The sequence below is a fragment of the Sandaracinus amylolyticus genome (assembly GCF_000737325.1).
GTDB classification, from domain to species: Bacteria; Myxococcota_A; Polyangia; order Polyangiales; family Sandaracinaceae; genus Sandaracinus; species Sandaracinus amylolyticus.
In genome coordinates, this window is sequence record NZ_CP011125.1 from 3,160,361 (window position 1) to 3,185,315 (window position 24,955).

General features: G+C 71.2%; 19 protein-coding genes. 8 read left to right on the plus strand and 11 right to left on the minus strand.

The genetic code is table 11. From position 1 onward, the window contains the following. The first annotated feature begins 115 nt into the window (after positions 1–115). Positions 116–364, plus strand: coding sequence for a hypothetical protein (locus tag DB32_RS13265; RefSeq protein ID WP_053232818.1), 249 nt, complete (start codon positions 116–118; stop codon positions 362–364). 43 nt (positions 365–407) lie between these two features. After that, positions 408–920, plus strand: a complete 513-nt coding sequence (locus tag DB32_RS13270; RefSeq protein ID WP_240481195.1) for a ComEA family DNA-binding protein — start codon at positions 408–410, stop codon at positions 918–920. 5 nt (positions 921–925) lie between these two features. Here the strand turns inward: DB32_RS13270 and hisG are convergent, their stop codons facing one another. The 5 genes from hisG to DB32_RS13295 form a co-directional block, all read right to left on the minus strand. Continuing rightward, on the minus strand, positions 926–1,615 hold the full coding sequence (gene hisG / locus DB32_RS13275) for an ATP phosphoribosyltransferase (RefSeq protein ID WP_053238793.1): 690 nt from the start codon (positions 1,613–1,615) through the stop codon (positions 926–928). A gap of 22 nt (positions 1,616–1,637) precedes the next feature. Beyond that, positions 1,638–2,903 carry a UDP-N-acetylglucosamine 1-carboxyvinyltransferase gene (gene murA, locus DB32_RS13280; RefSeq protein WP_053232822.1) on the minus strand — a complete coding sequence of 422 codons (1,266 nt, stop codon included), beginning with the start codon at positions 2,901–2,903 and terminating at the stop codon, positions 1,638–1,640. A 98-nt stretch (positions 2,904–3,001) separates the two neighbouring features. Beyond that, positions 3,002–3,673: a hypothetical protein gene (locus tag DB32_RS13285; RefSeq protein ID WP_053232824.1), complete on the minus strand. Its 672-nt coding sequence runs from the start codon at positions 3,671–3,673 to the stop codon at positions 3,002–3,004. Then, entirely contained in the window at positions 3,670–4,599 is a 930-nt protein-coding gene (locus DB32_RS13290) for an ABC transporter permease (RefSeq protein ID WP_053232825.1), read from the minus strand. Before DB32_RS13290 ends, DB32_RS13285 begins: the two co-directional genes overlap by 4 nt. A 28-nt stretch (positions 4,600–4,627) precedes the next feature. Then, complete coding sequence (locus DB32_RS13295; protein ID WP_053232827.1) at positions 4,628–5,353, minus strand: rhomboid family intramembrane serine protease; 726 nt, start codon at positions 5,351–5,353, stop codon at positions 4,628–4,630. Between the two features lie 266 nt (positions 5,354–5,619). Between DB32_RS13295 and DB32_RS13300 the strand changes: the two genes are divergently transcribed. Further along, positions 5,620–6,036 carry an Hsp20/alpha crystallin family protein gene (locus DB32_RS13300; RefSeq protein WP_053232829.1) on the plus strand — a complete coding sequence of 139 codons (417 nt, stop codon included), beginning with the start codon at positions 5,620–5,622 and terminating at the stop codon, positions 6,034–6,036. 255 nt (positions 6,037–6,291) lie between these two features. Here DB32_RS13300 and DB32_RS13305 read toward each other — a convergent pair whose 3' ends face one another. Then, on the minus strand, positions 6,292–9,228 hold the full coding sequence (locus DB32_RS13305; RefSeq protein ID WP_053232832.1) for a 2-oxoglutarate dehydrogenase E1 component: 2,937 nt from the start codon (positions 9,226–9,228) through the stop codon (positions 6,292–6,294). A 462-nt stretch (positions 9,229–9,690) separates the two neighbouring features. Further along, positions 9,691–11,388 carry an acyl-CoA dehydrogenase family protein gene (locus tag DB32_RS13310; protein WP_053232833.1) on the minus strand — a complete coding sequence of 566 codons (1,698 nt, stop codon included), beginning with the start codon at positions 11,386–11,388 and terminating at the stop codon, positions 9,691–9,693. Positions 11,389–11,442: 54 nt separating this feature from the next. On the opposite strand from DB32_RS13310, the gene DB32_RS13315 reads away from it, so the two are divergent. Then, positions 11,443–12,072, plus strand: a complete 630-nt coding sequence (locus DB32_RS13315) for a hypothetical protein (RefSeq protein ID WP_053232835.1) — start codon at positions 11,443–11,445, stop codon at positions 12,070–12,072. Positions 12,073–12,424: 352 nt separating this feature from the next. On the opposite strand, the gene lnt is transcribed toward DB32_RS13315, so the two are convergent. From lnt to DB32_RS13335, 4 genes are all read right to left on the minus strand, one after another. Further along, positions 12,425–13,918, minus strand: coding sequence for an apolipoprotein N-acyltransferase (gene lnt / locus DB32_RS13320; protein ID WP_169791435.1), 1,494 nt, complete (start codon positions 13,916–13,918; stop codon positions 12,425–12,427). Positions 13,919–14,001: 83 nt separating this feature from the next. Next, a complete protein-coding gene (locus tag DB32_RS13325) occupies positions 14,002–14,955 on the minus strand; it encodes a diacylglycerol/lipid kinase family protein (protein ID WP_053232839.1) in 954 nt (317 codons plus the stop codon). A gap of 22 nt (positions 14,956–14,977) precedes the next feature. Then, positions 14,978–15,835 (minus strand): hypothetical protein, encoded by an 858-nt coding sequence (locus DB32_RS48175; protein ID WP_053232841.1) that lies wholly within the window; start codon positions 15,833–15,835, stop codon positions 14,978–14,980. Continuing rightward, complete coding sequence (locus DB32_RS13335) at positions 15,825–16,928, minus strand: metallophosphoesterase (protein ID WP_053232843.1); 1,104 nt, start codon at positions 16,926–16,928, stop codon at positions 15,825–15,827. Before DB32_RS13335 ends, DB32_RS48175 begins: the two co-directional genes overlap by 11 nt. A gap of 261 nt (positions 16,929–17,189) precedes the next feature. On the opposite strand from DB32_RS13335, the gene DB32_RS13340 reads away from it, so the two are divergent. The 4 genes from DB32_RS13340 (at position 17,190) to DB32_RS13355 (ending at position 24,798) form a co-directional block, all read left to right on the plus strand. Further along, the gene (locus DB32_RS13340; protein ID WP_053232844.1) at positions 17,190–19,274 is read left to right on the plus strand and encodes an IPT/TIG domain-containing protein; all 2,085 of its coding nucleotides are present in this window, start codon (positions 17,190–17,192) and stop codon (positions 19,272–19,274) included. A gap of 21 nt (positions 19,275–19,295) precedes the next feature. Continuing rightward, positions 19,296–21,416 (plus strand): IgGFc-binding protein, encoded by a 2,121-nt coding sequence (locus DB32_RS13345; RefSeq protein ID WP_053232846.1) that lies wholly within the window; start codon positions 19,296–19,298, stop codon positions 21,414–21,416. A gap of 142 nt (positions 21,417–21,558) precedes the next feature. Beyond that, complete coding sequence (locus tag DB32_RS49950) at positions 21,559–22,707, plus strand: DUF1517 domain-containing protein (protein ID WP_053232847.1); 1,149 nt, start codon at positions 21,559–21,561, stop codon at positions 22,705–22,707. Positions 22,708–22,767: 60 nt separating this feature from the next. Beyond that, the gene (locus DB32_RS13355; RefSeq protein ID WP_053232848.1) at positions 22,768–24,798 is read left to right on the plus strand and encodes a hypothetical protein; all 2,031 of its coding nucleotides are present in this window, start codon (positions 22,768–22,770) and stop codon (positions 24,796–24,798) included. The last annotated feature ends 157 nt before the right edge of the window (positions 24,799–24,955 follow it).

Consider the following 24,955-nt stretch of genomic DNA (forward strand, 5'->3'; position numbering starts at 1 on the left):
ATCCCGCCAGATCGGCTCGCGTTTTCCTTTGTTTTCTCACACCGCGGGAGCGGATCGCGAGTTGCGAAGGAGACGAGCACGCCGCGCGATGGCGGCGAGAGGAGGTCGAATCGAAATGGAGAGCGCCAGCAGCAGGTCGCCGCTCGTCGTCTACACGATCGTGGAGCGCGAGCGCGACGGGAAGAAGTTCTGGGTTCGTATCGGAGCCGCGTTCCGCAACCGCGACGGGAGCCTCAACGCGTTCCTCGATGCGGTGCCGGTGAACGGCACGATGCACATCCGCGAAGCGCGCCCGTGGAACGAGCGCGACGCCGGCGAAGTGCCGCACGACGATCTCGCGGTCGCGGACGCGCTCGCGCAGTGAACGAGAGCACGACTGCCTCGCTCGTCGAGCATGGCAGTCGAGAGTGTCAGTCGAAGAGAAAAGAAAAAGGAGAGTCGGAGTCATGGAAAAGCAGAATCGTTCGATGTTCGGAATGGGCCTCGTGCGCGCGACGATCGCCGCGCTCGCGATCTCCACGCTCGCGGCGACGCCGCATGCCGATGCGCAGCGACGTCAGGTCGCGACCGCGCAGACCAGCGCCTCGCGCGCGCCTGCCGCTGCGCCCGCGACGGCGAGCGCCGAGGGGGTGGTGAACATCCAGACCGCGAGCGTCGAGGAGCTGCAGCGGCTGCCCGGCATCGGGCCCTCGAAGGCACAGGCGATCGTCGCGTTCCGCGAGCGCACAGCGTTCCGCCGCGTCGAGGACATCTTGCGCGTGCGCGGCATCGGTCGCGCGACCTTCCGCCGCCTGCGCCCGATGATCACGGTCACCGGCCCCACCACGCTGACGCAGGACGTGCGCTCGCCGCGTCGCGCGCAGTCGTCCGAGGACGCCGCGGACGCGGAGAGCGAGTCGGAGCCCGACGGCGAGGAGTGACGGAGTCAGCCCGCGGATCGCGAGGCTCGGCGCGTGCCGGGGCTCGCGGTCCGCGCGTCCGTCGTCGCGGCGCGCGCGGGCTCGAGCGCCGCGAGGATCGGCGCGATCGCGTCGCGCTTGAGCTTGAGCGCGGCGCGGTTCGCGACGACCACCGAGGACACGTCGCAGATGGTCTCGAACGTCACGAGCCCGTTCTGACGCAGCGTCTCGCCGCTCTCGACGAGATCGACGATGACGTCGGCGAGCCCCGTGATCGGCGCGAGCTCGACCGAGCCCTGCACGAAGATGATCTCGACCGGGATCCCACGACGCGCGTAGTGCGCGGCCGCGATGTTCGGGAACTTCGTCGCGACGCGCAGCGTACGCGGCGGGGCAGGGCGGTCGGGCAGCCCCGCGACCATCATGCGGCAGCGGCCGATCCCGAGATCGACGGGCGCGTAGAGGTCGTACTCGCGCTCGAGCAGCACGTCGCGACCGACGACGCCGAGATCCGCGGCGCCGTACTCGACGTAGGTCGGCACGTCGTCCGGCTTGAGCAGGAGGAACGACACGCCCGCCTCGCGATCCTCGCGCATCAGCGTGCGATCGTCGGCGAGCAGCGCCTCGCGACGCACGCCGACCTTCTCGAGCAGATCGGCGAGCGGCTTCAGGATGCGGCCCTTCGGGACCGCGATGGTGACGCCGCGGCCGCCCAGGGCGCGCAGCGTCGGACGCTTCTCAGGCACTGCCCTTGACCCTCTCGATGTCGGCGCCGAGCGCGCGCAGCTTCTCTTCGATGCGCTCGTAGCCGCGATCGATGTGATAGACGCGCAGCACCTCGGTCTCACCATCGGCGACGAGCCCGGCGAGCACGAGCGACGCGCTCGCGCGCAGATCGGTCGCCATCACGCGCGCGCCCTGCAGCTTCGAGGGCCCGTGCACGAACGCCGAGCGCCCACGGATGTCGATCCGCGCGCCCATGCGCACCAGCTCGGGCACGTGCATGAAGCGGTTCTCGAAGATCGTCTCGGTGATGACGCTCGAGCCGTTCGCCATGCACATCAGCAACATGAACTGCGCCTGCATGTCGGTCGGGAACCCGGGGTGCGGCTCGGTCGTGACGTCGACCGGCTTGAACGGCGGCCTGCCCACCACGCGGATCCCGCCCGCCTCGCGCTCCACGACGATGCCCGCCGATCGCATCTTCGCGCAGAGCGCCTCGATGTGATCGAACGTGATCCCCTCGAGCAGCACGTTCCCGCCGGTGACGGCGGCCCCGACCATGTACGTGCCCGCCTCGATGCGGTCCGCGATGATCGCGTGATCGACCGGGTGGAGCTCGTCCTTGCCCTCGATCGTGATCACGTCGGTGCCCGCCCCCTCGACGCTCGCGCCCATCTTGTTGAGCACGCACGCGAGCTCTTCGACCTCGGGCTCGCGCGCCGCGTTCGCGAGGCGCGTGCGGCCCTTCGCGAGCACGGCCGCGCACATGAGGTTCTCGGTGCCCGTGACGGTCGGGATGTCGAGGTGGATCTCCGCGCCCTTGAGGCGTCCGCTCGGCACCGTGACGTTCACGTAGCCGTGCGAGAGATCGATCTCGGCGCCCATCGCCTCGAGGCCCTTGAGGTGCTGATCGATCGGGCGCGCACCGATCGCGCATCCGCCCGGCAGCGACACGCGCGCACGGCCGTAGCGCGCGACCAGCGGGCCAAGGACGAGCACCGACGCGCGCATCTGCTTCACGAGCTCGTACGGCGCGTCGGGCTCGAGCACCGGCTTCGCGCGCACGGTGACGACCGGGGGATTCACGTCGACCTCGAGCCCCATGTGCTCGAGCAGCTTCGCCGTCGTGACGATGTCGCGCAGGTCGGGGACGTTGCGGAAGACGTGCTCGCCATCGGCGAGCAGCGCGGAGCAGAGGATGGGCAGCGCGGCGTTCTTCGCACCGCTCACGCGGAGCGTGCCGCGCAGCGGCGTGCCTCCGCGCACCTTGATGTTGTCCACGGTGCGGCTCCTCCGGTGAGGCCCACGATGGGCCGGGCTCCATGTAGCAACGCCGCGACGGGGCGAGCAACATTCCTCACGCGCGCGCCTTTGTTTTCTCAAGCGAGCGCGAGCCCGAGCAGGAACGAGCCGAACCCGAGGATCCACACCGTTCCCCACACGCGCGCTTGGGCGGCGACGAGCCGATCTTCCTCGTCGATCGCGCGGGTCACGAACGCGAGCGCGGCCACGATCCACGTCGCGAGGCCGAGCAGCGCGACCAATCCCCAGAACGGCGAAGGACGCGGGACGTCGCGCAACAGCTCGAGGTGCGCGGCGCGTCGCTCCGCCTCGCTCCGACCGGCGTCGACCGGGGGCGGCGGCAGCGCGGCCATCAGCGTCGCGATGTGCTCGTCGGCGCGCTCGAGGCGCTCCGCGTGAGGCACGTAGAAGCTCCGCGCGCCGAGGATCGCACCGCGCACCGAGCGCCACGCCGCGAGCGCGAGATCGCGATCCCCCGCGGCCTCTGCGCCTCGCGCGATCTCCGCGAGGCGATCGAGCGCGTCGGTCGAGTACGGATTGCCCGGCGCGTACCACCGCGCTGCGCGACGGTAGTGCGCGACCGAGGCATCGACGTCGCCGCGCTCGCGCAGTCGATCCGCCTCGACGAGCTCGGCGCGCGACGCGGTCACCACGCGCACGGCGAGCACCAGCAGCAGCACGCCCGCGATCCCGACCGCGCGTGCGATGCGCCGCGCCCAGCGCCCGTCTTCGCGCGCCGGCGCGGTCAAAGGAAGTCGCGCCTCCGGAACACCACGCACGCCATCACGATCAGGATCGCCGCGTAGAGCACGCCGTAGCCCATCGCCGACGCGACGTACTCGACGGGTCCGCCCGAGCCCTCGACGTGCTCGGTGAGCGCGCGATGCGGCGGCACGAAGAGGTTCAGGTTGGGCACCACCCACGCGAGCCCGTGCAGCAGATCGCGCACGCTCTCGGGCAGCACGTTGCTGCGCATCGTCGCCATCTCGTCGGCGGAGCGACCGACGAGCCACACCCCGACGGTCAGCACGCCCGTGAGGAACGGCGTCGAGAAGCTCGAGAAGAAGAGCGCCACCGCCGCCACGACGAGCACCTCGCCCACGTCGAGCGTGAGCGCCGCGAGCGTCGGTCCGACCGCGACGCCCGCGCTCTGCGCGACGCCCGCCGACGCCGCGAGCGCGACGAGCGAGAACGGCACGAGCACGCTCGTGCGATCCTTCGCCTTCCACAGCGCGAGCCCGAGCGCGATGCCGAGCACCACGGGCTCGACCACGAGCCACATCGCCGACGCGCCCGCCTGGATCGCAGCGAGCCAGAGCTGCATCGCGCCCATGATCGCGACGAACACGATCGCGGTGAGCGCGATCCCCGCGTACTTGCCGATCAAGAACTCGTGTCGTCGGATCGGCTTGGGGAGGATCACGTAGAGCGTCTTGCGCTCGATCTCCTTGTAGAGCAGCGACGAGCCCAGGAAGATCGCGACCACCACGGAGAAGAGCGAGATCGACGCGAGGCCGAGGTCGCGCACCACGCGCTCCTGCTGATCGAGCGAGAGCTCCGCGAGCGCGAGCGTGAAGAGCAGGAGCGCGGTCGCGAACCCGAGCACGCCGTAGAGCACGCGATCGCGCACCGCCTCGCGGAACGTGTTGATCGCGATCGCCCAGACGCGGCCCATCGGCCGCGCATCCTAGCTCACGTCGCGGTCAGTTGAGCCAGCGCGGACGCTCGTCCTCGCTCGACTGACCGCCGGGGATGACCTGCAGGTGCGACGCGCCACCGCGCCGCCGCGGCCCGTTGCCGCCCGCCTTTTTCGTCGGCTTCGCCGGGCGCTGCTCGATCCAGCGCACGAAGAGCACCGCGGCCGCGAGCGCGCCGAGCGCGATGAGCAGCGGCGTCGGCGTGCGCGCCCACATCGACTGGAGCGCGGTGACGACGAGGAACACGCCGAGCGCGTGCCACGCGCTCATCGCCGGCATGAACACGAAGTTCACCGGCGCGCCGCGCGTGATCACCGCGAACGCGCCCATCATCGCCCACGAGATCGCGCCCGCGCCCGCGGCCGGCACCGCGTAATCACGGAAGAGCAGCCCGAAGACGAGGGGCAGCACCGCCCCACCGATCACCGACACGACCACGAGCTGGATCGTGCGGTTGCGCCCCAGGTGCGACTCCGCCATCGCGCCGAACGTCCAGACGAGCAACAGGTCGATCGCGCGCGAGATCACCGCGCTCGAGCCCACGTACTCCACCAGCGGATACGTCGCCCACTGCCACGCCAGCGGCACGTCGAGCTCGGGCGAGAGCGCGAGCCAGTCGAAGAGCGGCAGCCCGATGAGGCCCTGCAGCAGGCTCTGCGCGACGAACGACGCGAAGAGCACCACGAGGATCACGCGGACGACGGGTGTGAGCGGCGGGAACGCGAACCTCATGCAGACACCCTCCGGGGAGCGATGGGGGAGCGGGACGAGCCCGAGCACCGACGCGCTTCACGAAGCGTTCCACGTTCGGCGCACGACGGCGAGCGCGACCTGTCTTGACCGCCCGATCGACATGCTTACCGTGCGGCTCGTCGCCCGAGGCGACGCCGAGGCCGAGCGAACAGCTCGCGAGTGCGGCGTCGACCGAGGGCAGAGCCAACCACGTGTGTCGACGCGCGGACGGGCGAGATCCGTCTCGCGCAGGGAGGAGTACGCCGATGCTGACCCGCTGGGATCCCTTCACCGAGATGAGCCGCCTCCAGGACGAGCTGTTCCGTTCTTCGTTCGCCCCGCGCGGTGCCGCGGCGACGCGCTCGACCTTCTCGCCCGCGGTCGACGTCTTCGAGGACGCCGACGCGATCTTCGTGCAGGCCGAGCTCCCCGGGCTGAAGCTCGAGGAGATCAGCGTGGGCGTCGAGAACGACGTCCTGACGTTCAGCGGCGAGCGCAAGAGCGAGCGCGAGGAGGGCCACTACCTGCGCGAGCGCTGGGTCGGCGCGTTCTCGCGCTCGTTCAAGCTGCCGCGCACCGTCGACGTCGAGAAGATCGAGGCGACGCTCAAGGACGGCATCCTCACCGTGCGCCTCCCGAAGCGCGAGAACGTGAAGGCGCGCCGCATCGAAGTGAAGAGCTGAGCCATCGCCGGAGTGCTCGTTCGCCGGTCCCGGACGGAAGCGCGCGACGCGCGCGTACGGTAGGGACCGGCGGGCGAGCCGATGTTCGAGTCCTCGCTGGAGTGCTCGTTCGCCGGTCCCGGACGGGAGCGCGCAGACGGTAGGTCCGGCGGGCGAGCCGATGTTTCGACGCGCGCGTTCGCGCGCCACCCAGAACGACGAAGCCCCTCTCGCCGCGAGGCGAGGGGGGCTTTTTCGTGCGCCTCGAGCGCGCGATCAGCTCGCGGTCGACGCGCGCGGACGCGTGCTCGCGCGCGCCGTCTTCGCGCCGATGTTCGCGAACGCTTCCTCGATCAGCTGCTGCTGCTCGAGCGCGTGCGCCTTGCCCGATCCGGTCGCCGGGCTCGCCGACTCGACGCGCGACACGCAGCGCAGCGGCAGCCGGTACTCGATCATCGAGGGCAGGCGCGCGTTCAGGAAGTACCACGCGCCGCTGTTGAACGGCTCTTCCTGCACCCACACGAGGTCGGTGCCGTCCGCGTAGACGCTGAGCACGTCGCGGATCTCCTCGGGGCGCAGCGGGTAGAGCTGCTCGAGGCGGATGATCGCGACGTCGTCACGGCCGAGCTTGTGACGGTACTGCGCGAGGTCGTAGTAGACCTTGCCCGAGCAGAGGATCACGCGCTTCGCCTTCTTCGGCGCGATCTCCGCGTCCCCGATGATGCGCTGGAAGCTGCCCGTCGCGAGGTCGTCGAGCGTGCACGTCGCCTCCGCCGCGCGGAACAGGCTCTTCGGCGACATCACGATCAGCGGCTTGCGCCAGGGGCGCACCACCTGACGGCGCAGCGCGTGGAAGATCTGCGCCGCGTTCGTGAGGTTGACGACCTGGATGTTGTCCTCGGCCGCGAGCGCGAGGAAGCGCTCGAGGCGCGCGCTCGAGTGCTCCGGGCCCGCGCCCTCGAAGCCGTGCGGCAGCAGCATCACGAGCCCGTTGAGGCGATGCCACTTGTCCTCGCCGCTCACGAGGAACTGGTCGATGATGACCTGCGCGCCGTTCGCGAAGTCACCGAACTGCGCTTCCCAGATCACCAGCGCGTCCGGCGAGTCGAGCGAGTACCCGTACTCGAAGCCGAGCACGCCCTGCTCGCTGAGCGGCGAGTCGTAGATCTCGAAGCGACCCTGGCCCTCGCCGAGGTGGTGCAGCGGCACGAACTCGTTGCCGGTGTTCGTGTCGTGGAGGACCGCCATGCGGTGCGCGAACGTGCCGCGCCGCGAGTCCTGCCCGGTCAGCCGGACGTTGTAGCCCTGCGCGAGCAGCGTCGCGTAGGCGAGGTTCTCGGCGACGCCCCACTTGATGCCGCTCCCCTTCTCGGCGGCATCGCGATACTGCTGCTGCACCCCGGCGACCTGGCGCATCAGCTGGTAGCCGTCGGGCACGTGCGCGAGCGTGTTGAGCAGCGGCACCAGCGTCGACTTCGCCACCGCGGTCGGCGCGTCGGGCGCGCTCGCGTCGGGGCCGCCCTGGTACGCCGTCCACACGCCGGTGAACGCGGAAGGCTCGTAGGTGCGCTTGGTCTCGCGGACCTCGTGGAGCGCCTTCGAGAGACGCTCGCGACGCTCCTGCATGATCGCGTCGGCCTCGTTCGGCGTGATCTTGCCGAGCTCGAGCAGGCGATCGACGTAGACCTGGCGGACCGTCTTCTTCGAGTCGACCGCGCGGTACATCACGGGCTGCGTGAAGCGCGGCTCGTCGCCCTCGTTGTGGCCGTACTTGCGGTAGCAGTAGAGGTCGACGACGACGTCCTTGCCGTAGCGCTGGCGGTACTCCGCCGCGAGCTTCGCGACCTGCGCGACCGCCTCGGGGTCCTCGCCGTTCACGTGGAAGACCGGGCAGCGCAGCATGCGCACGAGGTCGGTGCAGTAGCGCGTGCTGCGCGCGTCCTCGACCTCCGTCGTGTAGCCGATCTGGTTGTTGATCACGACGTGGATCGTGCCGCCCGTCGTGTACCCGCGGAGGTTCGCGAGGTTGAGCGTCTCGGCGACCACGCCCTGGCCGATGAACGCCGCGTCGCCGTGGATCAGCAGCGGCACGACGCGCTTGCGGTGGTGGTCCTCGCGGCGGTCCTGCTTCGCGCGGACGCGGCCCTCGACCACCGGGTTCACGAACTCGAGGTGGCTCGGGTTGAACGACAGCGTGAGGTGGACGTTCTTGCCCGCGAACTTGCGATCGCTCGAGTACCCGAGGTGGTACTTCACGTCGCCGCGGCCCTTGTACTTCTCGGGCTGCGCGTCCTCGAACGCCGCGAGCAGGTCGTGCGCGGGCAGCTCCATCACGTTGACGAGCACGTTGAGGCGGCCGCGGTGCGCCATGCCGATGACGACCTCGTCCGCGCCGTGCGCGGCCGACGTCTCGATCAGCAGCTCGAGCAGCGGGATCGTGCTCTCACCGCCCTCGAGGCTGAAGCGCTTCGTCTTCACGTAGGTCGTGTCGATGAAGGTCTCCCAGACCTCGGCCTCGGTGAGCTTGCCGAGCAGGCGCAGCTGCTGCTCGCGCGAGAGATCGACGTGGTTGAGCGTCGACTCCATGCGGTGCTGCAGCCAGTTGCGCTCCTCGGGGTCCTCGATCTGCGTGACCTCGGTGCCGATCGTGCGGCAGTAGGTCTCCTTGAGGCGCGCGACGATCTGCCGCAGCGAGAGCTGCTGGCCCATCGCCTGGAAGGTCGTCTCGGGGTCGACGTTCTCGAGGCCGAACGCCGACAGGTCGATGTCGAACGCGGGCTTCGGCGCGAGGCCGAGCGGATCGAGGTCGGCGAAGAGGTGGCCGCGCACGCGGTACGCGTTGACCATCGCGGACACGCGGCTCTGCAGCTCGGTGGCGGCGCGGGTCTCGGGGCCGGGGATGAACGAGCGGCGATCCGACGCCGAGCGCGCCGCCATCGCGGGCTGCGCCGCGGCCGCCGCTTGTCCGTTCGCGGCGTGCGCGCCGTTCGTCGCGGGCGCGGTGAGGGTCCCGACGGCGCTCGGCGTGAGCAGCGTGCCCACCGAGCTCGGCGCCGCGACGGCGCCCGCCGACGAGCGGCGGGGCGGGAAGGGATCTTCGTCGAGCGTGTCGAAGAACTTGCGCCATTCGGCCGGCACTGCGGCCGGGTTCTCGCGGTACTTGAGGTAGAGCTCCTCGACGAGTCCCTGGTTGACGCCGAAGTCGTGAGCCATCTCTAGCCTTCCTCGCTCTGCTTCTTCGCTCGCTGCGCGCGGCTTCCGCGCGGCTGGGCGAGAGGAATGACCCGGTTTCGCGGTCGTGCACGCGAAATCCGCCGGGGCGGTGGAACGTGCCGTGAGCCTGCACGGCGACGGAGAAACGGTCTGGATGGTACAGCCGCGGATCGCGATCGACCAGGGAACGGGGCGCGTTCCGTCGCCACGGTTCGCGGCGGCGGTGGGTGGGCCTCCGTGGGGTCGCCGAGGATGCGCGTCGAGCTCCATGAGCGACGCGATTTCATGAGCTTGCGCGAGGTCGGTCAGTGCGTGCGCGGCCGTGCGTCGAGCGTGCCCGGCCGGAGACCGTCCCACCTCTTCACGCGGCCGCGGCTCGCCTGCACGAACCTGCTCTGCACGCGCCGCCACCGGGGACGCGCGAGGCCGGTGCGTGCTCGCACCGGCCCCCGTCCGTCGCGCTCACACCGCGAGCGGCTCGTCGTTCGCCAGCGCGCGCAGATCCGCGACCGGCGTGTCCTCGACGAGATCGAACGGCGCGCGCGCGAAGCGCAGCGCCGCCGCGCGCGACCGCGCGTCGCGCTCGTTCCTCAGCGACCAGTCGGCGTGGTGCGCCAGCAGGAGCAGCTCCAGCGAGCGCCCCAGGGTCAGCGCGAACCGGCGCGCGCCGCCCTCGACGTCGAGCGGGCTCGACGAGTACGTCGACGCGAGCCACCCCAGCGCACGACGCACCGCGCCTCGCGCCCGCTCCGCGACCTCGCGCAGCGACGTGTCCGAGATCGTCCCGACGCGCGACTCCATCTCCTGCTCGAGCGCCGCCGCCACGTCGGGCCCGTGGCCGAGCGCGCGCAGCGTGTCGAGCGAGAGCACGTTCGTCGTGCCTTCCCAGATCGGCAGGACCTGCGCGTCGCGCAGCAGCACCGGCAGCCCGGTGTCCTCGACGTAGCCCGCGCCTCCGAAGCTCTCGAGCACCTCGCTCGCGACCGCAACCGCCTGCTTGCCGGTGACGAGCTTCGCGATCGGCGTGAGCAGGCGCGCGAGCAGGACGTCGCGATCGCTCGCCTCGCGCGCCTCGATGCGCCCGTGGAGCTGCACCACGAAGAACGCGAGCTGGAGCGCCGCCTCGTACTCCGCCGCGACGCCCGCGAGCGTGTCGACGTGGAGCGGCTTCTCCGAGAGCGGCGCGCCGAACGCGACGCGCTTCGTCGCGTAGTCGCGCGCCAGCGCGACGCCGCGCCGCATGCCGGCCACGGCCATCACCGTGTTCCAGGTGCGCGTGACGTTGAGCATCGGCGAGATGTACTTCGTGCCGCTGTCGAGCCCGATCACCGGGGTCGCGGGCGTGCCGTCGAGCGTGAGCTCCGCGGTCGGCACCTTGCGCGTGCCGAGCTTGTCCTTGAGGCGGTGCACCAGGATGTTGCGGAGGCGCCCGTCCTGATCGCGCGTCTCGACGTAGAAGAGCGCGAGGCCGCGACCGCCGGGTCCGTTGCCCTCGGGGCGCGCGAGCGTGAGCGACATCTGCGCGGTGGTCGCGGACGTGAACCACTTGCGGCCCCAGAGGCGCCACTGGCCGCTCTCGTCCTTCGTCGCGACGGTCTCGCTGCGGCCGACGTCGGATCCGCCGGTCGACTCGGTCATCCACTGGCCGCTCGTCCAGAAGCGATCGGGATCGCGCGACGTGAGGCGCGGCACCGCGCGCTCCGCGAGCACCGCGTTGCCCGACTCGAGCAGCGTGCGCGCCGCGCCGTCGGTCATCGCGAGCGGGCACGCGTAGATGTCCGTCGCGGGCCCGAAGAGGTGCACGAGCGAGAACTGGTGCACGCGCGAGAGCGCGCCGAGCCGACGCTCGTAGGCGGTCGCGACCAGGCCCTTCTCCGCGGCGATGCGCTCGGCGCGCTTCCACAGCGGCGAGACCTCGATGTGATCGATGCGGTTGCCCCACGCGTCCCAGTGGACGAGCTTCGGGTCGTTCTCGCGATCGTCGAGCTGCATCCGGTAGAGCTCGCCGCCGGCGAGCTCGCCCAGGTCGCGCAGCGCGGGCTCGATCGAGAGGAGCGCGTCGCGGGGGACGATGCGGGCGAGCAGCGAGCGGAGCGGGCGATCCTCGTCGTACTGGTTGCCCAGCGCGGGCGGAGGCTGGTTGAACGGCGTGACCTTCATGCGAGAAGGGAGCGTACGCGCGTGCGCGGGTGGGTGCTATCTTGGCGTCCCCGCATGGAGCGCGATCTCGCCGGACGCTGTGGCAGCTGCTCGTTCTTCATCTCGTACCGCGAGACGGAGGACGGCGCGCAGGAAGGCGAGTGTCGGCTCGGGTGCTGGGTGCCGCCGCTCCGCGACGACAACACGTGCTCGCACTTCAAGCAGCGCGGCACGTCGTTCGACGGAGCGCTGAAGCGCAAGGTCGCGGCGGGCACGCCGCGGCGGATGCGCGAAGAAGAAGCGCGCGCGAGCGAGCCGAAGAAGCCGCTGCCGCAGGAGATCGACATCGACATGGACCAGGACGAGTTCCGCCGGGTGCTGCGCGAGGTGCTCCTCGAGGAGCTGGGGGTCGGCGACGTCGCGATGGGCGATCGATGGCGCGGCGGCGAGATGATCCTCAAGCCGGGCAAGGACGGGACGCAGCCGAAGAGCGTCCCGCTCGATCAGTTCTTCCACAAGATCGTGATGCTCCGCGACAAGCTGCGCGTGCTCGAGCAGAAGGTGAACTCGAGCAAGGGCCTCGCCGACGACGAGAAGGTCCAGCTCCAGCAGTACATCACCGCGTGTTACGGCTCGCTGACGACGTTCAACGCGCTGTTCCGGGATCGCGAAGACTACTTCGTGGGGCAGGGCACGAAGGAGTAGAGGTCTCGGCGGGAGGCGCGAGGGGGTGGGTCCGGCGGAGCGCCGGTCGAGGCTCGTGTGGGGCGTCGCGCGTGTCCGCGGAGCGCCGGTCGAGGCTCGTGTGGGGCTCCGCGCGCGTCCGGGGAGCGCCGGTCGAGGCTCGTGCGGGGCGTCGCGCGTGTCCGCGGAGCGCCGGTCGGGGCTCGTGCGGCGCGTCGTGCGGGTACGCGGAGCGCCGGTCGGGGCTCGTGCGGCGCGTCGCGTGTGTCCGAGGAGCGCCGGTCGAGGCTCGTCTGGCGCGTCGCGGCCGCGCGTGGTGTCGTTCGTGAGGCGCTCCCGCTGCGCCGCGGCGCACGCGGGGCGGGCCGAGACGTCAACGTGGCGCGCCGCGCCGACGCGCGAGGGCCATCGCGAGGTACACGCCGAGCAGCGCGGGCGTGACGAGGTCGCCGAAGCGCACCCACGGGGTCGGCGCGCCGTCGAGCAGGCGCACCTCGGCGACGAACGACGTGCGCACGAACGGCGCGGTGCGGCCCGCGTCCTCGCCGGTCGCGAGCACGAGGCCGCTGATGCCGGTGTTGACCGCGCGCACGAGATCGCGGCGCGTCTCGACCGCGCGCAGGCGCGCGAGCATGTGGTGCAGGTGCGGCGCGCTCGTGTCGCCGAACCACGCGTCGTTCGTGAAGTTCGCGAGGAACGACGGGCCCCGCGCCGCGGTCAGGCGCGCGTGCTCGACGAGGAGATCCTCGTAGCAGTTGAGCACCCCGACGCGCGCGCCCGCGATCGGCACGACGCCCTCCGCGACGCCGTGGGTGAAGCCTCGTCGCACCACGCGCTGCAGCGGCGGGAGGAAGTCCCAGAGCGGCACGTACTCGCCGAACGCGAGCAGGTTCACCTTGTCGTAGATGCCGGTGACGCGGCCCTCGCGCGCGAGACCGATCACCGAGTTGTAGCGACGCCCCGGGGCCTCGGTGAGCGCGCCGAAGAGGATCGGGCCGCGCACTCCGTCGGTGAGGATGCGTCCGATCGCGCGCACGTCGCGGCCGGGATCGTGCGGCAGGTACGACGGGTACGAGCTCTCGGGCCAGAGCACGAGCTCGACGCCCTGCGCCTCGAGCTCGCGCGTCATGTCGCGATGCAGGCGCAGGTGCGCGTCGCGCAGAAACGGGTCGTGCTTCTCGCGCACCCCGAGGTTCGGCTGGACCACGCCGACGCGCAGGCTCGGCGCGGCCTCGCGCTGCGCTTGGATCGCGTCGATGCGCCACGCGCCGTAGGCGTACGGCGTCGCGATCACCAGCGCCGCCACGATCGCGACGCGCGCGTCGCGGCGACGCAGCGCGTGCATCGCGGCGCAGGATCCGAGCGCGAGCGCGAGATCGATCAGCGGCGGCCCCCCGAGCTCCGCGAGCTGCACGAAGGTGACGCCCGGCATCTGCGAGACGCCGAGCCGCCACGGGAAGAGCATCGGCGCGATCGAGCCCGCGATCGTCAGCGTGATCGGCAGCGCGATCCATCCCGCGATCCCGCGCGCGATGAGCGGCGCAGCGAGCCACGCCGCGACCGCGAAGGGGAGCGCCTGGCCGATCCACATCAGCGCGCCGACCGCGATGCCCGCGACCAGCGGGAACGCGGCGTACTCCTCGAGCAGCGGGACGATCCACGACGTCGTGATCGCATTGCACACGAAGCCACACGACGCGCCGGCGAGCAGCGCGACGCGAGGCGTGATCTCGCGATCGTCGATCGCGAGCATCAGCAGCGCGGGCCCGAGGAACGCGAGCGCGACGAGCTCGATCGGCGAGCCCGCGACCGCGATGCACGCGCCGCCCGCACCGCCGAGCAGCACCGCGCGGAGCGCTCGCGTCATCATCGGCTCGCCCGGAGCTCCCTTCCGTCCGCGCGCGAGACGCGCGCTCCCGTCCGGAACCTCCGGGACGAGCACTCCTGCAGTCATCCGCGCAGGTGGATCGCGCTCGCGCGCACCGAGAACGTCGCGGGCAGGCGGCCCGGCGCTTCGCCGTCGACGTCGAGCAGCACGTGATCGCCCTCGCTCACCGGCTCGGCGCGCACGCGACGCGCGCGCTCGAAGCTCACGCCGGGACGATCGAGATGGCGCCCTCGGTAGATGCGCGACGTGAGGCCGAAGCTCGCGCTCACGTCCATCTCGAGCCCGACGACGTCGAAGAGCCCGTCGTCGATCTCGGCGCGCGGCGCGATCTGCATGCCACCGCCGAAGAAGCGTCCGTTCGCGACCGCCATGTTCACGATCTTCGTCTCGCGCGCGGCTCCGTCGTCGAGCCTCACGCGCACTCGCTGGCTGCGATAGCGCGCGAGCGCGCGCACCGTGCCGAGGAAGAACGCGGGCGTGCCGCCCATCCACTTCGGGGTCTCGTTCACCAGGCGATCGACGAGCCCGCCGACGCCGAAGCTCGCGATGTTGAGGAACGCGCGGCGCGCGGGCGCGCCGTCGTGATCGAGCATCTCGAGCCAGCCGACGTCGAGCGGCCGCGGCGTCGCGGCGACGAAGCGGCTCGCGAGCGCGTCCATGCCGCGCCCGCCGGCGCCGACGTCGGGGCTGCCGATCGTCTTGCGGAAGTCGCCGCCGGTGCCGCACGAGAGCGGGCCGATCCACGCGTCGGGATCGATGACGCGCCCGTCGCCGTCGAAGAACCCGTTGACCGCTTCGTTGAGCGTCCCGTCGCCGCCGACGACGCCGATGCCGCGCACGCCGCGCCCGAGCGCATCGCGCACGATCTCGGTCGCGTGGCGCGGCCCCGCGGTGCGCGCGACCTCGAACTTCGCGCCCGCCGCGTGCAGCGCGTCGCTCAGCGCGGGGAGGCGCTTCTCGGCCCGACCGGCGCCCGCGCGTGGGTTGACGACGAGAAGGAAGGAGTCGCGATCCACGCGCGCGAAGCTAACAGACTGCTCACTCGGGCGGGAACACGCGGAGCACGTTGGAGATCGACTCGGGCGCGCCGGGCTCGTCGAGCGGCAGGGTCTGGCTCGAGAGCAGGCCGTTCGCGTCGATCGTGCGCACCGCGATCGCGATGGTGCCCGCGCGGAGGATGCCGGTCCCGCCGATCGGGATCGACGTCTCGCACGCGTCCTCCGAGCACACCGTGCGATTGCCGCTCGGCAGGTCGGCGAAGTCGTCGGCGGTCGTGATCTCGCGCCAGCCGACGTCGTCTTCCGAGCCGTCGATCGTGAAGGGCACCTCGGCGAGCGCGCCCCACGCGTACTCGGGGCGGAACGAGTCCTCCGCGCTGAAGAGGACCGCGCTGCTGAGCGCGCGGTCGAGCGTGCCGACGTTGTCGGCGAGGCTGCCCGCGGTGAGCGTCACGCCGTCCTCGCCGCCGTACGCGGCGTCGAGCAGGAGCATCATGCCGCGCCCGGGACCGACGTTGCCCTCGATGCCGATCCACAGGCGCGTCGCGGTGCGGACCACGAGCAGGCGCGTGAGCTGATCGGGCAGGCCGGTCGGCGGCGTCGAGCTCGTGACGTCGTCGATGCCGAGCTCGTACTCGCGCTCGCCGATCACACCGTCGACCACGGGGAGGCCGACGCCCGCGTCGCCGAGATCGCCGCCGTCGAACGCGCCCGCGTCGATCCCGGCGTCGCGCTGACCGGCGTCGCGGCGCGTGATGACGAGCGGACCACCGTCGGGTCGCTCGATGGCGCCGTCGCGCTCCGGCGCGAAGGGCGCTGGATCGCGCTCCTCGCATGCGATCGAGAGCGCCCCTGCGAGCACCAGCGCGCACGTCGCGCGAACGTGATCAGTCGGCATACGGGATCACCTCGTACGGCTTCCGCATCCCGTGCCACTTCACGAGCGAGATGCGGGGATCGCCGTCCTCCGAGTAGTCGATGGTGCAGTACGTGAGCCCGCTGTCCTGCCCGAGGTGGCTCACGTCGAGGTTGATCATCTTCATCCACGTGCCGGTGTTCACGAGGAGCTTGCCGCCCGGCATCTGCAGGTATCGAGGCCCGTGGCTGTGCCCGATGATCAAGCAGCGCACGCCGCGCAGCTTCTTGAGCTCGCGGTGCACGACCTCGTCGAAGCCGCCGAGCGCGATGATGTCCTCGCGCAGCATCTGCGGGAGCCGGCGGATGCGCTCGACCCACGCGCCGATGTCGAACACCCGGCGCCGGAGGAAGTAGAGACTCGAGTGGTAGAGGAAGCGCAGCACGAACATCGTGTCGAAGACGAACGCGCCGAGCAGGAAGCGCCCGAGCGGCTGGATGCGATCGACGTAGCTGCGCTGCTCCTTCGCGGGGTTCATCACGTCGAGGATCCAGAGGCTGCCCCAGGGCAGATCGAGGATCTCGCGGCCGTCGCGCAGCTTCCGCGTGAGGCGCGCGTAGTCGACGCGGTGGATGCGCTCGAGCTGGTGTCCGTGACGGATCTGGATGCCTTCCGGCAAATGATAGGTGTCCGTCGAGGTCACGAAGCGGACGCGCTCGCCCAGCGGGCCCGGGGCGACGTACCGGCGGAACAGCTCCTGCGGGCCGGGCAACACCATGTCGAGGTCGTGATTGCCGGGAAGGAAGACGAGACGCCGCCCCTTCTTCGCGAGCAGCGCGCGCAGCGCGTGCACGAAGCGCGGATGTCCGTCGAGGCACTGCCGGAGCTTCTCGGTGGCGATCTCGTCGGTGATCTCGGTGGGCCAGCGGCCGTCGATCTTCACCTTGAGGAGATCGAAGACGTCGCCGTTGAGGATGAGCTCGAGCTCGCCGTGCTCGCCGACCTCGCGGTCGTGGTGCGCGAGGAGGTCCGCGAACTCGTCGTCGTGGCGGAAGTCCTCGAACGCATTGAGCTCTCCGCGACGCACTCCGGTGCCGAGGTGCAGATCGCTGAGGACGAGCCGTAGGAGCTTCATCGGAAGACGGACACGGTCGGAGAGGCTGCCTTGACTTGGTTCGACATACCTCGATACTCCGGGAATGGCCAAGAAAGGCCTGACGACGCGCGTGACGCGACGGGACGAGCCCGGCGCGGCCACTCATCGCCCGCGGGCCCTCTTCCGCCGTTCACCACTTGTTCCGTCTCGCAGTGCTCGCCCACCCAGTCGGCTGGGGCTGGTCTGCGTTCGACCTGCGTAGGAGCTCGAATGTCGGGACGCTTGCTTCTTATCGCGCTCGTGGCCGCCACGTCGCTCGCCGTGGGCTGCGACCGCCCGGGTGCCATCGCTCTGCCGGACGCCGCCGGGATCGACGCGACCGTACCGATCGACTCGGGCGTCCCCACCTTCTCGGACAGCGCGATCGCCAACACGTCGCTGTCGCTCGATCGCGTCGTGCCGTCGCACGGTCCGTTCGTCGGCGGCAATCAGGTGATCCTCCGCGGCACCGGGTTCACCGACGATGCGCAGGTGACGATCGGCGGGCGCGCGGTGCAGCCCGCGGACCACCAGCTGATCGACTCGCGCCGCCTCGCGGTGATCGTGCCGGCGGGCGACGTCGGTCCCGCCGACGTCGAGGTGCAGGTCGGCGACGAGACGGTCGTGCTCGAGGACGGCTACGTCTACGACGCGCTCTACGTCGACCCATCGCGCGGATCCATCGCGGGCGGGACCTTCGTGACGATCACGGGCAGCGGGACGACGTTCGCGACGGGCGACTCCGTCGTGTTCGGCCGCATGCCGTGCACGAACGTGACGGTCGTCTCGGAGACGCGCATCACGTGCCGCACGCCCGCGTCGTCGGCGGGTGAGGTCGACGTCACGGTGCTCCGCGCCGCGGATGGCCACATGGACACCGCGGAGGACGCGTTCGAGTACTACGACACGTCGGACCCGCTGAACGGCGGGCTCGGCGGCGGCACGATCTCGGGCTCGCTCAACGTGACGGTCGTCGACTGGCTCAGCGACGCGCCGCTCGAGGGCGCGTTCGTGATCGTCGGCCAGGACCTCGACACGCCGCACCAGGGGCTCACGAACGCGCTCGGGCAGATCACGTTCTCGGGGCCCGACCTCGTCGGCCCGCTGACGGTGCACGTCGCGAAGGACTGCTACCAGCGCACGTCGGTGGTCGCGTTCGACGCGTCGGACGTGACGGTCTTCCTGCGCATGTGGGACCCGCTCACGCTGCCGGAGCGCTGCCGCGCGGACGGCGAGCCGCCGCCGCCGACCGGCGGACGTGGCCGCAACCTCTCGTTCGTCGAGGGTGATCTGATCTGGCGCGGGCCCAACGAGTACGGCCCGAACCCGTGGGCGAACATCCCCGAGCCGCGCGAGGGCTGGGAGCGCGTCGCGTACGTCTACACGACGGTGCGCGAGATCGGCCTCGCGAACCCCGATCCGGCGGGCGGCGGCGCGCACCAGCGCGTGATCGAGGTGCTCCCCGACGACGGGACGCAGCACCTCGGATACCCGTATCGCATCCTCGCGTATCCGCGCGGCATGGCGGTCTACGCGCTCGCGGGCCTGCAGGAGCGTCGCACCGGAGGGCGCTTCATCCCGTACGTGATGGGCGTCGCGCGCAGCGTGCTCGCGGGCCCGGGCGACACGGTGAGCGGCGTCGACATCGTGATGGACATCCCGCTCGATCACTACGTCGACGTCGATCTCGGCGTGCTGCCGGCGAGCACGCCGGTCGGGCCGAATCGCTTCCGCGTGCAGGCGTTCCTCGATCTCGGCGGTGAGGGGCTCATCCGCCGTCAGGTCGGCGCGCAGGACTTCGACACGCTGCGCCGGTACGACGCGGCGCGCGACTTCCGCTTCGTCAGCCAGCCTGCTCTCTCGGGCACGATCGCGGATGGCCGCTACCGGATCACGGCGGGCTGGTTCACCGGCGACGCCGATGGCGAGCCCTTCACGTACGCGGTGGTCAACGGCGTCACGGCGGTCGACGAGACGGTGCCGATGCCCGACTTCCTCGGGGTGCCGATGGCCGTCGCACCGAGCGTGGGGCAGAGCCTGCCTGCGGACCGCATCCTGCGCTGGCGCGCCGAGGGGGGCCCTGCGCCGGACCTCTACTGGCTGCTGATCTTCAGCGAGGACGGGAACCTCGCGTGGGAGATGTTCGTGCCCGGCTCCGTCACCGAGGCGCCGATGCCGGACCTCTCGACGATCCCGGAGCTCTTCGACGTGCCGGACGGCGCCATCTACTGGCAGGTGCGCGCGGCCAGCATCCCGGGGTTCGACTTCGACGAGCTCAGCTACGCCCAGCTGAGCGATCGCTACTGGAGCCACTCGGCGCGCAACACGTTCATCGTGCAGCGCTGATCGGCCCCGATGAGGAACGACATGGTGTTCGTCCGTTCGCTGACCGCCGCGTGCGCGGCGGTCGCCATCGCCTCGTTGTGCTCGTGCACCCAGGGCAGGAGCGACCCCGATCGCCCCGACGGGGGCAACAACCCGATCATCGACGGCGGCTTCGTCTGCTTGTCCGAGACGTCCGAGGCGTGCCTCGGTGACGTCCACTACTCGTGCGAGGCCGACGGCGAGTTCCTCCGCCCGGTCATCGAGGACTGCGCCGAGCAGGGAAAGACCTGCGCGGACGGCCTCTGGTGCGTGACGTGCCGCCCGAACAGCGGCGGCTGCGACGAGCAGGGCAACGCGGTCGTGTGCCGCGACGACGGCAGCGGGTGGGACCTCGTCGACGAGTGCGACATCGACAACGGCGAGGTCTGCGACCTCGGCTCGTGCCGCAACCTCTGCGAGCTCGCGCTCACGCGCCGCAGCTATCTCGGGTGCGAGTTCTACGCGACCGATCTCGACAACGCGTCGCTCGGCGCCGGTCGCGACGCGTCGGCGCAGCAGTACGCGGTCGTCGTGTCGAACCCGGGGAACTACGCGGCGGACGTGATCGTGGAGATCGACACCGGCGCGTTCGGCGGCGCGACCGTCCCCGTGATCGTGGCGGAGCAGCGTGTGCTGCCGGGTGATCTCGAGGTGTTCGAGCTGCCGCGCCGCGAGCTCGACGGATCGAGCTCGATGGTGCCCTGCGCGGCCGACACGGAGTGTCAGTCGGCGATCGAGGCGTGCTGGTGCTCGGGCGGCGATCCCGTGGGCACTCCCGGTGCGACCGACTGCCGCTGCCGCAACGCGCCCGGCACGAACGGGATGAACGACGGGACGCACTCGGCGCTCACCGCGCACGCGTACCGCGTGCGCTCGTCGCTCCCGATCGTCGCGTACCAGTTCAACCCGCTCGACAACGTCGGCGTCTTCTCGAACGACGCGTCGCTCCTGCTGCCCACGTCGGGCATCGGCGAGCGCTACACGGTCGTCGGCTGGCCGCAGACGATCGCGGACTCGACGAACCCCGACGAGGACTTCGATCCGAGCCGCACCGACGAGGATCTCCGCGCGTTCTTGACGATCGTCGGCACGCAGCCGGACACGCACGTCGAGATCACGCTCGGGCCCCAGGTGCGCAACGTCGTCGGGCTCGGCGAAGACGACAACTACGTCGCGGGCGACGTCATCGAGCTCGACCTCGGCGAGTTCGACGTCGTGAACCTCGAGACCCAGGGCTTCAACGCGGACTTCACGGGCACGCGCATCGTCGCGAGCCCCGAGCGTCCGGTCGCGGTCTTCGTCGGGACCGAAGCGAGCGACGCGCCGCGCTACGAGACGCTGCTGAACCGCCAGTGCTGCGGCGATCACGTCGAGGAGCAGCTCTTCGCGGACGACGCGCTGGGCCGGCACTTCTTCATCGGGCTCACGCCGCGCCGCTCGCGCGCGCTGAGCGCGGCGCTGATCGACGGCAGCTCGGTCGGTGACTTCGCCGAGCCGGAGTCGGTGCGCATCGTCGCCGTCGCGGAGGGCGTCACCACGATCGACACGACGCTGGACGACGGCTTCGGCGGCTTCCTCTCGTACGAGCTCGCGGAGAACGAGAGCCTCGTGATCGAGACGACGCACGACTTCGAGATCCGTTCGTCGCAGGCGATCGCGGTGCTGCAGGTGCAGTCGAGCCAGGAGTCGATCGGCATCGACTCGCGCTATCCGGGCGGCGACCCGTCGATCGTCGGCGTGCCTCCGGTCGATCAGTACCGGCGCGACTACGTGTTCCTGACGCCCGATCTGTACGCGTTCGACTTCGTGACGATCGTCGCGCCTGCGACCGCGCAGATCCTTCTCGACGAGCGACCGCTCACCGAGTTCGAGTGCGAGGCCGCGGCCGCCGACGGCATCGAGCGGATGATGGACGACCCGCCGCCGGAGTGGTTCGTCTACCGCTGCCAGCTCTCGTACCCCGACGTGATCGGCCCGCCGAACGTCGAGGTCGAGGACGGCGTGCAGAACGACGGCTACCACACGCTGCGCGCGACCGAGGAAGTGAGCCTGATCGTGTCGGGCTTCGACGCGTACGTGAGCTACGGCTACGCCGGCGGCGCGGACCTCGAGTCGATCGACTGAGCGTCCAATCGGCTCGCCCGCTCGGGGCCGTTCGGTTCGGGCGCTCTGCACGCTTCCGTGCGGGCGCCGTGCCGCGAGCGGACCGAGCTGCTCCCGCAGCGCGGGTTGCGACGGTGATGGGTGCGCGGCGATACTTCCGCGCATGTCGCCTTCGCGATCCGCGCTGCGCTCGTTCCTGCTCACGCTGCTCTTCGCGCTCGTGATCGCGATCGCCGGTCCCGCGCGCGTCGACGCGCAGGGCACCGGTGGCAGCTTCGGCGGCGGCGACTGGAGCGGCGGCGGCGGCGGCGGCAGCGGCGGTGGTGGTGGTGGCTCCGACTGGGGCGGCGGCGGGGGCGGCAGCTACGGCGGCGGCAGCTACGGCGGTGGCGGGTACGGCGGGAGCTACGGCGGCGGTGGGTACGGCGGCAGCTACGGTGGCGGTGGCGGCGGCATGGGCTGCGGGGGCGCGTGCTGCCTGCTGATGTTCCTCGGCCTGTTCATCACGATCGCGATCGTCAACCAGCGTCGTCGCGCCGCCGGTGGCGGGGGTGGCGGCGCGCCGTTCATGCCGATGGGCATGCCGGGCGGTGGAGCGGGCGGCTACTCGGGCCCGAACGCGATGTACCTCTCGCAGATCCAGCTGGGCCTCGACTGGCGCGCTCGCGCGCAGCTGCAGCAGCACCTGATGCGCCTCGCGCAGACCGGCGACACGCGCAGCCCGAGCGGCCTCGCGCAGCTGCTGTCCGAGTCCGTGCTCGCGCTGCGACGACACGAGATGAGCTGGCTCTACGCCGCGACGAAGGACGGCGGCGGCATGCAGCCCCAGCAGGCCCAGGGCGCGTTCCAGCAGTGGGCGAACGACGCGCGCTCGCGCTTCCAGCACGAGCTCGTGCGCGGCCATCAGGGCGGGATGCAGCAGCAGCAGGGCCCCGAGATGACGGCCCACGCGCACGAGGGCCAGGGCACCGTCGTCGTCACGATCATCCTCGCGACGCGCCGTCCGGTGCAGGGCTTCATGGTCCCCGACGCGAGCCAGATCCGGAACGCGCTCAGTGATCGCGGCGCGATCCTCCCGAACCAGATGGTCGCGCTCGAGGTGATCTGGTCGCCCGCCGCCGAGAACGATCGGATGAGCACCTCGGAGCTCGAGCAGAACTACCCCGAGCTCAAGCTGATCGACCCGAACAGCATCGCCGGGCGCGTCTTCTGCGCGTACTGCAGCGGGCCCTTCCCGATGGAGCTGCTCAACTGCCCGCACTGCGGCGCGCCCGCCGAGGCGAGCAAGGGACGTCGCGAGCCCCCGCGCTGAGCGCGCGGCGCGGGCCCTCCGCGCGCGGCGTGGTACGGTCGGCCTCATCACGGAGGGGCCATGAAGGCACGCTCGCGCGCGGGGACACCAATCGCTCGGCTCACCGCGCAGATCTCGACCATCCTCGCGATCGCGAGCTGCGGTGGAGGCTCGACGCAGATCGATCCGCGCTTCGTCACCGTGCACAACACGATGGCCGCGATGGGCCTCGTGCAGAGCGGCGAGATCAGCCAGGGCTCGCTCTCCGAAGGCGCCGAGACGACCATCCGCATGCCGATGCGCGCGGGCGATTGCTACACGGTCGTCGCGCTCGCGCAGGAAGGGGTGCGCGATCTCGACGTCGTCGTGCGCGACGCGTCGGGCAACGAGCTCGGTCGCGATCGCACGCAGGACCCGCAGGCCGCGGCGCAGGTGTGCCCTCCTTACGCAGGCGAGTTCGAGGTCGTCGTGCGGATGGTGCGCGGCAGCGGGACGTGGATCGCGAGCGCGTGGTCGGGCGGCGCGCGTCCCGCGGGCGACTTCCCGGGCGGCGAAGAGCCCGGCGCGATCGTCTCGCGCCCGCCGCACGGAGGCCCCGGCACGTGCGAGGAGCCGTACCCGATCACCGCCGGCACCGCGGCGCGCGGCGACACGACGAGCGGCGACTCGGTGATCACCGGCACGTGCCTCGGCGGCGGCAACGCGCCCGAGCACGTCTACTCGTTCACGCTCGATCAGCGCTCGATGGTGAGCGCCGTGATGAACTCGGTGTTCGACGGCTCGCTCTACCTCCTCGGCGCGTGTGGCGAGTCGCGCAGCGAGATCGCGTGCAACGACGATGCGCCGAGCACGTCGCGCTCGGAGATCGGCGCGACGCTCGAGCCGGGCCTCTACTTCCTCGTCGTCGACGGCTTCGGCACCGCGGCGGGCGAGTACGAGGTGACCCTGACGACGACCGCGATGCAGTCGGTCGCGGAGATGTGCGGCGGCGCGACGACGCTCTCGCCGGGCCAGCCGGTCGCGGGCACGACCGCGGCGCGCGCCGACTACTTCCAGGGCACGTGCGCGGGCCAGACGCGCTCGGGCGATCAGGTCTACGCGATCGACGTCGCGCAGCGCTCGCGCATGCGCGTCCGCATGCAGAGCACGTACGACGGTGCGCTCCACGTGCGCCGCGACTGCGCCGACGCGAGCACCGAGATCGCGTGCAACGACGACTTCCGCGACACGCGCCACTCGCTGATCACCGCGACCGTCGATCCCGGTCGCTACTACGTCTTCGCGGACGGCTACGCGACCGGCGCGACGGGCGACTACTCGCTCATGGCGGAGCTCGCGCCTGCCACCGGCACCGGCGCCGCGAGCGACACCTGCGCGTCGCCGGGCGCGCACGTCGCGGGGCAGGACCTGATCGCCGACACGTTCACCGCGGCCGACGATCTCGCGGGCAGCTGCGGCGGCCAGGGCGCGCCCGACGTCGTGTACCGCCTCGACGTCCGGTCGCGCACGCGGATCCGCGCGCGCTTCCTCGATCAGGAGTTCGCGCCCGTCGTCTACCTGCAGAGCGCGTGCGGCACGCAGACCAGCGAGCTCTTCTGCGTCGACGGGAGCGCGGGGGCGCCGATCGATCAGACCGTGCAGCCGGGCACGTACTTCCTCGTCGTCGACGGGCAGAACGCGGATGCGTTCGGCAGCGCGCAGATCTCGCTGCAGCTCGACGATCTCGGCGCGCTCGATCAGTCGTGCCGCTCGGCGCCGCAGATCCGCCCGGGTCGCCAGATCACCGGCGACACGACGGGCAGCACCGATCGCTTCCAGGCGACGTGCGCCGGGAACGCGCAGAGCCCCGACCTCGTCTACCGCCTGCAGCTGCGCCGCCGGCAGCGCGTGCGCATCAGCTCGGAGCAGACCGACTTCGACGGCGCGATCTACGTGCGCAGCGACTGCATCGACGCGAACACCGAGGTCGCGTGCAACGACGACGCGGGCGACAACCGCCACTCGATGATCGAGGTAGTGCTCGACCCCGGGAACTACTTCGTGTTCGTCGACGGGTACGCGACGGGCAACCAGGGGCGCTTCACGCTCGACGTCGACCTCTCCGCGCCGTGATCGGCTTGCCCGACGACTTCGTTCACGCGACGTTCACGCGCGCGTCGCACGAACGAGGCACGCAGCGCGCAGAGCGCTGCGCGCGCGACACGGGTGGCTCGATTGACCACCGAACGGGCTCTCGCCTACGTTGAGCCCCGACGGTTCCAAGGAAAAC

Excerpts from the sequence above, each read along its gene's own strand:
- DB32_RS49950 (WP_053232847.1), top strand. The coding sequence starts at position 21,559 with ATGTCGCCTTCGCGATCCGCGCTGCGCTCGTTCCTGCTCACGCTGCTC.
- DB32_RS13305 (WP_053232832.1), bottom strand. The coding sequence starts at position 9,228 with ATGGCTCACGACTTCGGCGTCAACCAGGGACTCGTCGAGGAGCTCTAC.
- DB32_RS13290 (WP_053232825.1), bottom strand. The coding sequence starts at position 4,599 with ATGGGCCGCGTCTGGGCGATCGCGATCAACACGTTCCGCGAGGCGGTG.
- DB32_RS48175 (WP_053232841.1), bottom strand. The coding sequence starts at position 15,835 with ATGCCGACTGATCACGTTCGCGCGACGTGCGCGCTGGTGCTCGCAGGG.
- DB32_RS13295 (WP_053232827.1), bottom strand. The coding sequence starts at position 5,353 with ATGAGGTTCGCGTTCCCGCCGCTCACACCCGTCGTCCGCGTGATCCTC.
- lnt (WP_169791435.1), bottom strand. The coding sequence starts at position 13,918 with ATGACGCGAGCGCTCCGCGCGGTGCTGCTCGGCGGTGCGGGCGGCGCG.
- DB32_RS13345 (WP_053232846.1), top strand. The coding sequence starts at position 19,296 with ATGGTGTTCGTCCGTTCGCTGACCGCCGCGTGCGCGGCGGTCGCCATC.
- DB32_RS13355 (WP_053232848.1), top strand. The coding sequence starts at position 22,768 with ATGAAGGCACGCTCGCGCGCGGGGACACCAATCGCTCGGCTCACCGCG.
- DB32_RS13335 (WP_053232843.1), bottom strand. The coding sequence starts at position 16,928 with ATGAAGCTCCTACGGCTCGTCCTCAGCGATCTGCACCTCGGCACCGGA.
- DB32_RS13315 (WP_053232835.1), top strand. The coding sequence starts at position 11,443 with ATGGAGCGCGATCTCGCCGGACGCTGTGGCAGCTGCTCGTTCTTCATC.
- DB32_RS13265 (WP_053232818.1), top strand. The coding sequence starts at position 116 with ATGGAGAGCGCCAGCAGCAGGTCGCCGCTCGTCGTCTACACGATCGTG.
- DB32_RS13310 (WP_053232833.1), bottom strand. The coding sequence starts at position 11,388 with ATGAAGGTCACGCCGTTCAACCAGCCTCCGCCCGCGCTGGGCAACCAG.
- DB32_RS13300 (WP_053232829.1), top strand. The coding sequence starts at position 5,620 with ATGCTGACCCGCTGGGATCCCTTCACCGAGATGAGCCGCCTCCAGGAC.